The organism is Brevibacillus sp. AG, from assembly GCF_028369215.1.
GTDB lineage: Bacteria > Bacillota > Bacilli > Brevibacillales > Brevibacillaceae > Brevibacillus > Brevibacillus porteri.
Map to the genome: position 1 here is coordinate 309,573 of NZ_JAQMYO010000001.1, position 13,681 is coordinate 323,253.

Genomic DNA, 13,681 nt, shown 5'->3' on the forward strand with positions numbered 1-13,681 from the left:
CATAAAAATACAATGGAAAGAAGATGACGATATGCCAAAAGGTATGTATTCTCAAGGGGTTGCCGTCCTGCTGTCAACGGCGGTTCCGATTCACAAAATAGCAGACATGCTCAAGGATCAATTCGAAATTGCCGACATCATGGAAACGTTCGATCAATGGGTGTTCAGCGGTCCTAGCTTGCTTATTCCGTATCATCCAGAAGTAAACGGATATATTCAGGTCGACGTCGTCGATAAGCCTTGGCCGGATAGTATGGGAGACCCGGCAGAAGATACGATGCTGTTTGGCGCTTGGTCAATGGGCTTTTTCGGACCGTTTACGTTCTCGAATAGCCTGGAGCGGGCAGCTCAGCAGTCGTGGGGATATCCTGAAGGGCGGCAAGCTGCATCCGAGCACAAAGCGTTTCTCCGTATTCGTTCTTCTTTTGTGTTGGGAGAGTCGAACGATCAGGCTCCTGTATTGCCTGAGGATTATGAAGCGCTCCCGGAGTTGATGACTGTCACTGCCATTGCTGAGTCGCTGTTGAAAATGCCAGAAGCCCTTTGCTTTTTTAATCCGAATGGGGAGTGCCTCGCGTCTGCCGAGCTGATGCAAGAGCTGAATCTACGCTATGAGCAAATACAGCTTCTTCCGCTGGAGTTGTGGTCCAATGTACGGTTGTTCAATCTTCCGGAAGGATGGCTCTTGATGGATACCGTCGGCATGCAGCAGTTGGATGTGATCGATCATGAGGCGGTATTTAATGGGGATGCCTACGAGCCGAATGAGGTCGCGAGTTTCCTGCGGAATATATCGAACTATGTATATGAGAATGGTCCTGTTATCAATGACGGAGATACAACCGATGGGCCAGGTGAAGAAATTTGGAAGTGTGTCTTGCTGGAGGAAGGGTTGGCAAGCCCACCGCGTGATGTGCTTCGCTGGTATCCGTTGGATGGAAGGGAAAAGCCTGCGGGATTGGAATAATTGCGTTATCGCTTGGGAGACCAAGGCAACTTGATAAAAAAAGCACGACCATTTCCCTTGTTTAGTAGGGCATTGTCGTGCTTTTATTTGTTTGACCTACTTATTTGATAATCTCCTCGTAGATCAGCATGCCGTCATGTGTATACACGCCTATCTTCTTGATCCCCGAGATGGTGTATTCGATGGCAACGGTCTCATTCGTAGGTGTGATCAGCAATTGATGTGGAAAGTTGAAGCTTTTATTGTTAGCTGTGTTCGCAATGATCTGGGAATCAGTATGAAACAATTGTCCCGTCTGCTTGAGCTCTTTCATTTGTTCTGGCTTATTTAGCACATATTGTTGAGGGGAGACGACTTTATCTGCTGCATTTATTTTGGCAAAGGTATATTGCTTGTTGGTTTTCGTCACAGCGAGAAAGTGACCATCGGATGTTGGGTGGATAAACGCATATTTTTTCGAAACAATGAGCCCTTTTTTGTTCATGAGCACATAAAATTCTTCGTTACCTAGCTTACCTGAGACAATAAATGCTCCACTGTGCATATTCGATTCGACTTTATAGTTACGGGAAGGCTTCAGCATAATTTTGCCTTCATTGCTGATAAAATGAGTCTGGCCATTTATTTTCACACGATGCCAGCCTTCACCATATCCGAAATATTCATCAAAAAATGGCTTACTCAGTATTTTTCCATGAATATTTCTCATGCCCATCTTGTAATATTCGTACCCTTTTGCGTCTTTTACCATTTCACCATAGGGCAAGTAATACGGATCAAACGTTTTCGTAGTCGGTTCGGCTAAGTAGAATGGATGATCCGCGTCCGGAAACTTCTTGGTAATTTTCCCTGTTTTGGCATTGTACAGATACGGCAGGTTTCCCGGATAGTCCGTGCCCGTAAACCATTCCCCATGTATCTGCCTGAAAGCAACATCGCAACAGGTACCCATCGGTGAAACTTTGCCCTGCTTATCGTAGACCAAATATTCCGTATGCTTAAAAAAGCTGCCATTATAAAAATAACCGTACCCATTTCGGAGCGGGTACACTTCACTTTTATAAGCGAGGTATTTGCTTTTTATTACTTTTCCAGACGGTGAAACCAATGACATGGTGTAAAGCTTTGGAGGTGAATCATGCTTATAAAGAGGTTGCTTCGTGAAAAGAAAGAATGGCTCTGTCAAATGAGACGGGATTTGCAGGTTTTGATACATAACTGGTAATTGCGGTGGATTTAATGGGTCTTCCTGCTCTTCAGCCTTGATTGGCGAAGTAGAGAAGAAGGTGAGGAACAGAACGAGCATGGTTTTTAATAGGGTAGAAAATTTCATGATAGGAATTCCTTTCTAGTAGGTTGATGAGTTGGGCCGTAATCTATGACGTTTCAACTGTGACAAATGTTACCATTCGTGTAAAAATGAAATCCAAAAGCTCGAAAGGAGGCTACGAATATGCTTGGCGGTGACAAATTGTCAGAAACAGCGAAGGCTTTTATTCGGCAATGTACAAGAAGGGAAACCATTACAGACAGAGAGCAAGTAAGAAAAATCCTACAACAGAAGGGTATTCCAGCTTTTGATGCTTTGTTGGATGTGCAGGAAACGTATGGTGGTTTGAGCTATTCATTTGGGGGAGAGACCGACAATCGTTTTTGTATCGATTTATGGGGGAGCCTTGCTCATCGAGATGGTGAGGAACGGAGAATACCCGAGGTTTTGAATTATGAAGAACAAACGCTGGTAGAGTGTTTTCATGTGATGGATGATGGGTTGAGTAAGGCTGGTTATATAGATGAGAACGGCAAGCTGTATACGCTACACTATACTACGTTTCAAGTATATGCTGAAAATATTGAAGAACTGCTAGAGAGTGAAAGTGTCAAATACAGCCTGCTACGAGAGAAAAAACAATGGATAGTAAAATGGATAGAACAGTCAGACGTTGCGCATTGGCTCTCAAGTATAGAACAGAAACCTATTCTTATTGAGCAGGCGAGTCAGGGATCTCAAACGTGGTGGAAGAGTCACGATGGCAGGTTATATGTTCATGTTCGAAATGGAAGTGGAATATATGGGGTGGCTTATGCGATGGAAGTCGCTGATCTTACGCAGCTCGGTCTTAGCAGTTATTCCATTCTGCGTGGGTTTCCGTTTGATTGCTCCTACCAATATGATCGTGAATGTGCCGAAGTCAAGAATACGATGGAAATGTTTCATTTTCAATCTCGTTTATACAGAACCTGTGATTATTCCAGGATCACCGTTCCCCAGGTAAAGGAAGCGAAGGACATCTATTTGTATGTCACGGGGCAGAAAACCTACGAAAGAGAGCGACCAATCGAAGACTTTTTATTGAAATTTCCTGGGCTTGTACTACCTATCGAAGATTTTGATCAAAGTCTGCTGGAGTTTGCTTTGTGCAATGGAGATGAACGGATTCTAAAGCTGATCACGTATATAGCCAGCTTGGCAAATCACCATAATCATAGAAGTACTTCAGCTGAGAACAATGTGGATCATTTACTGTTCCATGAATATTTGCGAAGGATCCACGTATTCATCGAAACTCATCCAATGACCGTGCATCCATTGTACTTTCATCCCTATCGTGCAGCAGGTGTACCGGCTGAGCTTGATATCGATGAGAAAAATACAGTCGTGACAAGAATGAGGGGTAACCATGCACAAACCGTTAGTAAGTTAACGCTGTACTATATGACTTGTGCCAAAGAAGGGAATGAGATCGCTGCTCACATCTATCGAATCTATGAACCTATGCTTTTACTATATGCACTCGAAGGAAGTATACGTGTAGATCATGGACTTATTGAGGTTGGTGGTAGCGCCTTTCATCCCTCAAGTTGGCAGGCGAGGGCTGGTAAAGATCCATTCGATGTGTATCACAGAACAGTTGAAGCCTGGAAAAATCGGAATGTAGAGTATGCCATTGATCAAATCAAACGCGTGAAATGGGATAAGAAAACCGGGAATACGGTGGAGCGAGGCTTTGGTATGGCAAAAAGAAATGACGAAACGTTGAAAGCTGCATTCACTCATTTAGAGAGCCGTCTAGGAAAAGATTTTTCTGAATCACCTTTGGCTTCTGATCATACAGAACTCATCCTGGCAAAGCTATCCCATGACTACCCGCTCCTACAGACTGATGAAGGCGCCATCGCATACTTGATTTGCCAGCGATATCTAGGGTGGGCTCATTTAGCGGACCGAAAACATCCTGTCGCAACCAAAAGCCCGTGTTTGTACGAACCATTCATTGAAATGCTTTATGAAGAGGAGCAAATCGAGAAATGGGAAAGGAAGACGATGAATTTGATTCGGCTCATGGAACAGGAATCCATCGAAAAGTATGCGGAAGTACTGCGAAAGGAAAAAGGTTGAGATAAGAAAATGCGAACTTTATATTGATTATATAAATTTTCGTTCGGTTTTTAATGAGGCTCTTTGTTTGTTGTTAAAAAAATTACGGGGGTAATACTTTTGTACATACCTTTCGATCACCTTAAATCCGAACGATATTGAAATGAATCCGGTATCGGGAATGTTCATCGTTTTCCAATCAAAACCGCTTTCTGAGTACATTCCCTGGAACCGAAATCCGACAAAGCGTAGACAACCCCAAATACCCAAACAACGGATACAAAAACATGAGCAACTGACTGTACCCAATTAGGCACAATACGAAAGAAGTAGAGAATAAATACAAGTAAAGCCGCGATTCCGGAACGTCCAATAATTCACGCAACTGCTGACCAATCCCGAACACGTTCGAAATCAGTGTGGTAAAAATCTCGGAATAGAGCACGAAAACAAAGAACAGCTGGAGCCACTCGTTCCATTGGTCCGTTACAAAAAGAATGGGGATATTCATGAGACGGACATCGTCCCAGTTGGCCAACATAGCCGTATGGACGACGAGGAGCATGAATCCAAGCACGACCCCGCCAATGACGGCTGCCCGAAACAAAACGACCCTGTCGCGGATCGCATAGCCGATCGGGATGAGAACGGATTGGGCCATGGCCAAATTAAAGGACACGTATAAGACTGTTTTCCATAAGAAGGAGTAATCGGATGGGGTTGAAAGAGGCATGGGAGATTCTGCGGTGCCATCCAGCAAAATGAGCAGAGCGAACAATAACATGGACGGAACAACAATCGCATTCACGACGAGTAGTTGCTCCAACCCTTTTCGCAGAAGCAACAAAGCGAACAAAACAGTGGCTGTGGTCCCGATCAAATACGGAATGTCAAACTGCTCCTCTAAGACCGATCCCGCTCCTGCCAACATGACAGTCGTTACGCCAAAAAGGGTGAGAAAGACCAAAATATTCATCGCACGACCGATCATCGGTCCAAACAGTTTTTGATTAAAGGATTCATAGGAGGGTGTGCGCAATTGATGAGCGATTAGCATCATCTTGTAGCCCAGCCAAACAAAAAGAGATGTGGCGAGCAGGATGCCGATTGTTCCGGCATGGCCGTAGGCGGTGAAAAACGCGAGAATTTCTTGACCGCTCGCAAACCCGGCGCCTACGACGGTTCCAATGTACGTTGCTGCGACCTGGATACTTTTTCCCCACAACTTCATACTGGTTTTTTCCTTTCCCATCCAAATAGATGCTAGTACAAGTGTATGAGTTTCGGAGAAAAACAGAATGAGAAAACTTGTCTATCTCACACCCAACCAAGGAAAAAAAGCGAATGGCACGTGACCATTCGCTTTTTCGTATAGAAACCGACATTTTACAGAAGAAACATGGCCACGATTGTCGTCACCAAAAGTCCAATCGCCACGGGATACAGATTTCGTCTCGCCAGCTCAAAAGGGTCTACGCCACAAATCGCCGCAGCCGGAATCAATGCCCACGGAATGATCGTTCCACCGCCGACCCAGATGGCGGCAATTTGTCCTAGCGCTGTTAACGTAGCCGCACCGGCACCCAAAGCAGTTGCGAACAGCTGAGCCAAAGAGCCAGCTAGTGTAATCCCGGAGAAGCCTGAGCCATCCAGCCCTGTAATGACACCTACTGCGGATACAGTAAGAGCAGCTACTTCCTTGTTAATCGGAATCGTATGTGCAAGCGCCACGCCAAGGTCATTCACGATTCCATGTGAACCCTGCGGCAGGACCTCCCCAAACACCTTGATAAACCCACTGTCGCCCATATAAAAGAAAGCAGCAATCGGGATGACCGGACCAAATACTTTAAAGCCGAACTGAAAGCCTTGAATGAGATGTGTGGTTACCTGCTCGAGACCACTTTGCTTGTGCGCGAGCATCGTTGCGATGATGAGAATGAGCAAGGCGGTTCCGCCTACAAGCGCCGTTGCATCGCCTCCGCGTAAATCAAAAGCAAACATGGCCACGACATCGAGGATAAATAATACCGGCACAAGTCCAGCCAACGTACGACGCACGCCATCTGACAAAGGGACTCGTACGGAAGTAAAAACATCATCGGATACGACTGTCTCTTTGGGAGACGCAAGCACGCCGAGCTTCATATCCTTTTTCAAATACCAGAATGCGATGGCAGTTGTCACAACACCCATAATGAAAACGAGAGGTACACTGGCCGTAATCACGTCCGAGACTGGAATTCCTGCGGCTTTGGACGTTAAAGTAGGAGCCCCTTGAATAATAAAATCGCCGGATAGTGCAATCCCGTGTCCAAACAAGTTCATCGAAACGGCGACACCCATCGCAGGCAAGCCAGCTCGCAATGCCACGGGCAACATGACAGCACCGATCAGTGCGACAGCTGGAGAAGGCCAGAAAAACCAGGAAATGACCATCATGACGATCCCGATCACCCAATAAGCCAATGTAGGATTTCGAACCAAATGGGTCATCGGTCGAATCATCGTTTCATTTACGCCCGTATCGGTCAAAACGTGACTCATGGCAACGATGATACAGATAACTAAAATCGTCGGCAATAACTCGGTAATCGCATAGATGAAGCTGCCGAATATTCCACCGACGGCTGTTGTCACAGACCCTGTCGCGACGAAACCGAGGATCGCTATGCCCACGATACTAATCAGACTCGTATCTTTTCGCAAAACCATGACGAGAATAATGCCGATCACAAACAAGACGTACACACCATGTATCCACAAAAGCTCGATTCCCATGTCGCACCCTCCTTTTTTCGTTACTCCGATGGAAAGTACCTTGATGTCACAATATATGCGAAAAATAGGCCATGGGTGAACGCACATCCTAGAGCGGACAAGTGTATCAACTGAGAAACTGGCATTTTTGTCCATGATATGCCACTATTAATGAATGACGAATATTTGGGTTCCAAGCAAGAGAGGGGGATCGGCACATCGACGTCCTTAACCAGTTCGTCGTGCAGCCAACTACGATGAATTCGACTACACCCATCCAACGTAAAATGGACCAAGCAATTGAGCTTTTGGAGCGCCGTTTCCTGGAAAGAAGTGAATTGATTCGCCTTTTAATGCTCGGCATCATGAGCGGGGAAAATGCTTTGTTAATCGGTCCGCCGGGAACTGCGAAGTCTCAACTAGCACGGTCTGTCTCTCAGCTTTTTGGATCGGAACATTGGTTTGAGTATTTGCTTACCCGTTTTACGACGCCCGATGAGATATTCGGTCCAGTCTCTCTTCAACAATTGAAACTGGATCAATACGTACGAAAAACAGCAGGCTATTTGCCTAACGCTCAGTTTGCGTTTTTGGACGAAATTTTCAAAGCGAACAGCGCGATTTTGAATGCGCTGCTTTCTATATTGAACGAACGAATTTATTTCAACGGCAGAGAAAAAGAGGAGGTTCCGTTGCAGTTCTTAATCGCTGCCTCGAATGAACTTCCCGATGACGATGATCAATTGACCGCTCTGTATGACCGCTTCCTGTTCCGCTATGAGGTTCACTATTTGAAGCATGCTGCAAGCTATGAGCGCATGTTTTCATTGCCAACGACGCCTCTTCCTGTTGTGTTCTCTCTGTATGACGTGAAGGATATTCAAGCGACAGCGAAGCAAGTGGTCATTCCAGAAACCATCATTTATTTCTTGTACCGTCTAAAACAAGACCTGGAAGCAAAAGAGTATGTGCTCTCCGACCGTCGCTGGAGCAAAATCGCGCATGTATGGCGTACTTCTGCCGCTTTGCATGGACGTGAGCAGGTGACAATCTGGGACACCGTTTTCACTCCGCACATGCTGTGGAATGTTCCTGAGGACTTGACGGTCATGCAAGAAGCGTTTGAACAACAATTTACGGAAATGCTGAAGAATGATATGGAGAACGAATTGCCACTCCAACGCTTCGGACAAATTGCAGATAAATGGAAGGAAAAAGAATCGGAGCTGCATGCGTTCCAGTTTAAAAAGGAAGTGGGCGCAAAGCTGGGCAAGGAAGCGATGGAGCACAATGTCCGGTTGTTGGAGGAGAGTCGCGATGAGGTGGAAGAGACGGCGCGAGATTTGCGCAATCGTCTCATTCAGTGGGAGAAGCGGGAACACGATTTGCATGCCTATGTTCTGGAAAAAAACCGCTTGATTCCGCATGTAGAAAAATACGCGGTCAAATATTCGTACCTGCGAATTGAAGGCGAACGGATTTTGCAGCAGCTACAGCGCACGTATCGGACGATTTTTGATAAGGAAATCCCCGGGGCGGATTATGATTTTACGTTGTAGGGGGTAGTTCGTATGATCATTCGCGCTAGTGGTGTTGATCGCTATGTATTTGAAACGTACCTCGCCTCTTCGCGCACGGCTCAGGAATGGGTTCATGAGGCGCGGGCACGAGCAGCATGGTTTGATTTGGAGCTCTTGGCCGATTTTTTCCTCGTCTTTTATTTGGAAAAGCCGGAAATCGATCTGACGCAAGAATCCACTCCTTTTCATCATTGGATGATTCGTACGCTCATGAAGCAGTATTTTACACGCATGATTCATCATCGTACAGTCGGGCAGGAAAGTGCGTCGTTCAAAACCGCAATCAAGGCCTTGTTGTGGCTGACAGAGACGTTTTCCGAGGAAGTGAAGCAGCGGGAGAAGGATCAGCGGCCCTCTCCGCTCTTGACTGGCTTAAAAGACCAGCAAGGTCAGGAAGGAAGTCAACAAGCACAGCTTTCCGAGCTACTGACAGAAAAACAAAAGACCAAGCTCGAGTTAGTTGGTTATACGCTTCAACAGGGGAAGCGGGTCGTGGAAGACAAGCAAGAGGCCATGGACACCAAGCCGTTAGTGCGGGCAGAGGTATTGTCCTTGCAAAATCGCATTACTGAGCTGCAAGAAGAAATGAAAGTCCAGTTCACGAAACGGACCAAGCTTCTGCAAAAGGTGAAAAAACTAGAAAGTGACCTCGCTCAGAGGGAAAAGCAGCTGGATCGACTCCAAAAGCAAGAGAAGGAAGCGATTGCCGCTTTTGAAAAAGAGCTGGGACAATGGCTGGAGCAATCGTTAAAGGCGACGCTATCCGCTGAAGAACTCGATACGCTTTTTGTTGAAGAGGTATTTACGGCCAGTCAGCGTTTTGCCAACCGAAGCTGGGGTTATGAGCTAGGCAAGCTGCGCAGGCAAAGCTTTGAGCAGTATTTGAAATGGATTGAGAAATTGAAGAGACATCCTGACCTGGTTGCTTTTCTGAACGAGGTAGGAAGGCAAGTTCATCGCTTTCGTGTGAAGCGCAAAGAAATTCGCTCCAGACATTTTCCTGAGGAATACTATGATTTGCGGCAATCGGGCGATATTGCACACATGCTGCCTGGTGAAGCAGTGCTTCTTGCTGATCCGGACTTCGAGAATTACTTCATGCTCAAATGGCTGGAGCAAAAGCTCATGACCTACGATACCTCGGGATGGGTGGAAGAACCGCCAAAAGGTCCGGTAATCTGTATGCTAGACACATCCCATTCGATGCGAGGAAGTAAGCTGCGGCTTGCGCAAATCTTCCTCATGACGTTTGCCGCCCTCGCGATGCTGGAAAAGCGTGATTTTATCCTCCTCTTGTTCGGGGCAAAAGGCGAGATCAAAGAGCAACCGCTTTATCACAAAAAACCTGATTGGCCTGCCTTCTACGGCTTGGCGCAAATGGCGTTTGGCGGTGGAACTCACTTTGACGCCCCGATGAAGCGAGCCATCGAGCTGGTTGAAAAGGAACAGGCGTGGCGTGGAGCAGATTTTGTCATGGTAACAGATGGAATTGGAGGCATTTCTCCTTATGTCCAAGAAAAGCTCATCTCTTTAGGCCAGCAGAAACAAGTTCGCTTGCACAGCTTGATTGTGGGTTCTGCGAGGCAGCATCTCGTACAAGCGTATGATTTGCTGGGCGTTTCTCACCGTGTCAAATTTGCGACGAGCTGGGAAGCGGATGGGGAAGAGAATACAGGACTGCTCCTGGATGTATTTCAAACAGCCAAATAAGTGATTCGACGTCACTTCCAAATCTCGTCTCCTCTCATGGGACGGGATTTTTTTAGGGAAGCTTAAGAAAAATTTTAACTCTTACCTCCTTTTTTCTTTAATAATTTCGCCTATGCTGAGCGTAGCTAACAATAGGAAAGGGTAAAAGGAGGGCACTATGAAGGAACTGATCAAGCTGGCCAAGCTTATACGGGGAGCCAATGTCTTGTTTTCAAATATTGCACAAAAAGAGCTAGAGACAAATGAAATCAACTGGCAACAAGTATTGATTCTCGAAATTCTTGGAAATGGGCCAAAAACGATGGGGGACATTAGCAAGGCTGTTGATTTGTCAAACAGCACAACTTCAGGCTTAATTAGTAGGCTGGAGGAGGAAAATTTGGTACGAAGATTCCGAGACCAAACGGATCGCCGAATCGTGTGGGTTTCACTGACGGAGCGATTATGCAGTGCATAAAGGAATCGGCTGAAAAAAAGTGGATAGACCGCTTCTTCTCAGCCGATGATCATGACCCCAATTAGCTGACTCTCGCTGCCATCGTACGTCCGAATTCAAGCTCGTCGAATTTGCTCTGAACGACTTGACGATCGTATTCCCACACGGCATCCTCCAGCGCATACTCCACCGGAACATCCCGAATAATCGTAGCCAGCTTTCTACTCAAGTACACCTGATCGCGATTCTCTTCCAGCTTGCTGCGCATTTTAGGCGTACAATTTGCCAGATTTACATATAGGTTGTCCAGATCACCATGCTCGGTAATCAACTTTGTCGCTGTTTTCTCGCCGATACCTGGGCAGCCTGGAATACAGTCAGATGCATCTCCCATTAAAGCTTTGACATCCACGACCTGTTCAGGTGAAATGCCACGCAATGCCAAGAGGCTCGCTGGATTATAATGCTCGTGTTTGCCACCATTTTTCAGGATTTTTACACTAACTCGCTCAGATATGAGCTGCAAGCTATCGTAATCACCCGTCGCAATGATGACCTCGTGTCCTTCTTCGGAAAGACGTGTGGAGAGCGTACCCAATACATCATCGCCTTCATAGCCTGGGCAACCCAAGTTCGGAACCGAGAACGCATCCGTTACTTCTTTTACCAAATCGAATTGAGGAATGAGCTCATCCGGTGCCGCTTGGCGATTTGATTTATAGCCGTCATACCATTGACTGCGCACCAATGACTCGCGCGAAGCGACATCCCAGCCCACTACAAGATGAGTAGGGCGCGTCAACTCTGCGTAATCGAGCATCATTTTTGTAAATCCATAAACCGCATTTGTGTACACACCTGTTGAAGTCTGGCGATAGGCTCCACCCCAAGCAGAACCATAAAAGGCGCGAAATAAAAAGCTCATGCCATCGATGAGCAGTACTTTTCCTGAATCACTCACAAAACCTTGCCCCTCTCACTACCAAACTATACGCACCATTATAGCATAAAGGAGCGGGACAACCTTGTCAGATTTTACAACTGAAATATCGTGAGAAAACGTGCATGTACTTTTATTACGGTGGGATGATAGTACCACAAGAGGTCAACACCACCTCTTGAAATTAACTTCCGGTCTCAAGGCGAGAAGCAAAACGCTGACGGTTCAACCCCGTCCCGGGAGAAAAAACGCGTCGGGAGGAATCAATCATGGCTAACAACCAAGGTGGAACCAACAATCTGGTAGTTCCTCAAGCGAACCAAGCTTTGGATCAACTGAAGTATGAGATTGCATCTGAATTCGGTGTAAATCTCGGACCAGACACTACTTCTCGTCAAAACGGTTCTGTTGGTGGCGAAATTACCAAGCGTCTGGTGAGCTTCGCTGAGCAACAAATGGCAGGTCGCCAAGTTTAACGTACTGACAAGTAAATAGCTGGATGAAGAGAGGTCCCTTTTTAGGGGCCTTTCTATGTTTACCATGAAAAGCCCTTTTCTTTCCTGGGTGGTGCAAACACACAAGCACAATCGCGGACTAGTCATATGGTGTAACGAACAGTTAACTATCCTCGTTTGTCCAGTGGAAAGGAGCGACTTCCGGCTATGAAGAAAAAAGAAGTAAAGCAGCTTTTAAAAAAGCATCCCGAATTTGAAGCGTGGGTTCTCGAAGATTCCATGCGGATTAGAGCGGTCAAAAGCAATCCCGATATGGCGGAAGAATTGTTTAAAAGATGGAACGACCGAAAAAAAGGGATACTTGATTTTGAAGGCATCTCGCAAAAAACCAAACGTGCAAGCGAAATGCTAACAGGCGTGCAATCCATCATGGAAATGATGTCGGATTATTCGAAGAAACAATAAGATTACATTTGGAATGATTGGAGAAGGCTAGCTCATTAGCCTTCTTTTTCTTTTTCCTTTCAGGGTGTGTTTTGTTATACTAGAAAATGGGAGGGAGCATGTCTATGTTCAAATCAATGGTTAGTCTTATGTTGGTCACAGCATTGACACTCGTCTCTGGGACAAGCATATTCAGCCAGACAGTAGAAGGGGTTTACGCCCAAACAACGAAACAACAACCAGCGATCAGCGTAACACCAGCCAAAACATATCCTGGAGACGTTATTTTTGTACGCAGTAAAGAGCCACAAACCGTAACGGTATTCTCTCAGAACTATCGTTTGCAAAAGACACAGGATGAGTATGCCCGGTTTATCCCGATTCCTTTTAACACGAAAGCAGGCACCTATAAAGTTACATCTGCTGACAAAAAGCTTTCCGTATCTGTGACAATCGCACCGAAAAAATTTGAAGTAGACAAGCTTACGGTAAGTAAACAGCTCAACAAAATGCGACAGGATACGAATCGAATCAATGCTGATCAAAAAAAGATCAATGCAGCCAGATCAAACTCGAGAGCGATTCCGTATTTCTCGGAGCCGTTTAAACAGCCAGCAGTCGGAAAATTAACGACTCCATTCGGCTACCAACGCGTAGTAAATGGTGTACCAGCCAATCGGCACTCGGCGATCGACATCGCGAACAAAACAGGAACGCCAATTTGGGCGAGCAACCATGGGAAAGTGGTTCTGGCCGACTCTTTATACTTAACAGGTAATACCATCATCATCGATCACGGGTTAAATATTTTTTCCATATATGCTCACTTGTCCAAGTTAGATGTCAAGACAGGGCAAGAAGTAAAACAGGGACAGGTGATTGGACAAATGGGTAGCACCGGTTTTTCTACAGGTCCTCACCTTCATTACGGCATGTTAGTGGGTAATACGTATGTAAATCCGCAGCCGTTTTTTGATGCATCACCTTTCCTCTGGAAGTAATTGGAGGTG

At 46.0% G+C, this 13,681-nt stretch carries 12 protein-coding genes; 8 read left to right on the top strand and 4 right to left on the bottom strand.

All coding sequences use genetic code 11. The features are described 5' to 3' along the window. Positions 1–31 precede the first annotated feature (31 nt). Positions 32–967: a DUF4261 domain-containing protein gene (locus POF51_RS01355; protein WP_271753400.1), complete on the top strand. Its 936-nt coding sequence runs from the start codon at positions 32–34 to the stop codon at positions 965–967. 100 nt (positions 968–1,067) lie between these two features. On the opposite strand, the gene POF51_RS01360 is transcribed toward POF51_RS01355, so the two are convergent. Next, entirely contained in the window at positions 1,068–2,300 is a 1,233-nt protein-coding gene (locus tag POF51_RS01360) for a hypothetical protein (RefSeq protein ID WP_271753403.1), read from the bottom strand. A gap of 120 nt (positions 2,301–2,420) precedes the next feature. Between POF51_RS01360 and POF51_RS01365 the strand changes: the two genes are divergently transcribed. Continuing rightward, on the top strand, positions 2,421–4,367 hold the full coding sequence (locus POF51_RS01365; RefSeq protein WP_069844926.1) for a hypothetical protein: 1,947 nt from the start codon (positions 2,421–2,423) through the stop codon (positions 4,365–4,367). Positions 4,368–4,545: 178 nt separating this feature from the next. On the opposite strand, the gene POF51_RS01370 is transcribed toward POF51_RS01365, so the two are convergent. Then, a complete protein-coding gene (locus POF51_RS01370; RefSeq protein WP_069844927.1) occupies positions 4,546–5,577 on the bottom strand; it encodes a YkvI family membrane protein in 1,032 nt (343 codons plus the stop codon). Positions 5,578–5,732: 155 nt separating this feature from the next. Further along, a complete protein-coding gene (locus tag POF51_RS01375) occupies positions 5,733–7,127 on the bottom strand; it encodes a hypothetical protein (protein WP_069844928.1) in 1,395 nt (464 codons plus the stop codon). A 236-nt stretch (positions 7,128–7,363) separates the two neighbouring features. Between POF51_RS01375 and POF51_RS01380 the strand changes: the two genes are divergently transcribed. The 3 genes from POF51_RS01380 (at position 7,364) to POF51_RS01390 (ending at position 10,853) form a co-directional block, all read left to right on the top strand. Beyond that, positions 7,364–8,665, top strand: coding sequence for an AAA family ATPase (locus POF51_RS01380; RefSeq protein ID WP_069845468.1), 1,302 nt, complete (start codon positions 7,364–7,366; stop codon positions 8,663–8,665). A 12-nt stretch (positions 8,666–8,677) separates the two neighbouring features. After that, the gene (locus POF51_RS01385; RefSeq protein WP_069844929.1) at positions 8,678–10,396 is read left to right on the top strand and encodes a hypothetical protein; all 1,719 of its coding nucleotides are present in this window, start codon (positions 8,678–8,680) and stop codon (positions 10,394–10,396) included. A 157-nt stretch (positions 10,397–10,553) separates the two neighbouring features. Then, positions 10,554–10,853 carry a MarR family transcriptional regulator gene (locus POF51_RS01390; protein ID WP_069844930.1) on the top strand — a complete coding sequence of 100 codons (300 nt, stop codon included), beginning with the start codon at positions 10,554–10,556 and terminating at the stop codon, positions 10,851–10,853. Between the two features lie 61 nt (positions 10,854–10,914). Here the strand turns inward: POF51_RS01390 and POF51_RS01395 are convergent, their stop codons facing one another. After that, positions 10,915–11,793, bottom strand: a complete 879-nt coding sequence (locus POF51_RS01395) for a 5'-3' exonuclease (RefSeq protein ID WP_069844931.1) — start codon at positions 11,791–11,793, stop codon at positions 10,915–10,917. Positions 11,794–12,041: 248 nt separating this feature from the next. On the opposite strand from POF51_RS01395, the gene POF51_RS01400 reads away from it, so the two are divergent. From POF51_RS01400 to POF51_RS01410, 3 genes are all read left to right on the top strand, one after another. Next, positions 12,042–12,248, top strand: coding sequence for an alpha/beta-type small acid-soluble spore protein (locus POF51_RS01400; RefSeq protein WP_007729231.1), 207 nt, complete (start codon positions 12,042–12,044; stop codon positions 12,246–12,248). A 186-nt stretch (positions 12,249–12,434) separates the two neighbouring features. Next, positions 12,435–12,692, top strand: coding sequence for a hypothetical protein (locus tag POF51_RS01405; protein ID WP_069844932.1), 258 nt, complete (start codon positions 12,435–12,437; stop codon positions 12,690–12,692). Positions 12,693–12,796: 104 nt separating this feature from the next. Further along, a complete protein-coding gene (locus POF51_RS01410; RefSeq protein ID WP_069844933.1) occupies positions 12,797–13,672 on the top strand; it encodes a M23 family metallopeptidase in 876 nt (291 codons plus the stop codon). Positions 13,673–13,681: the final 9 nt, after the last annotated feature.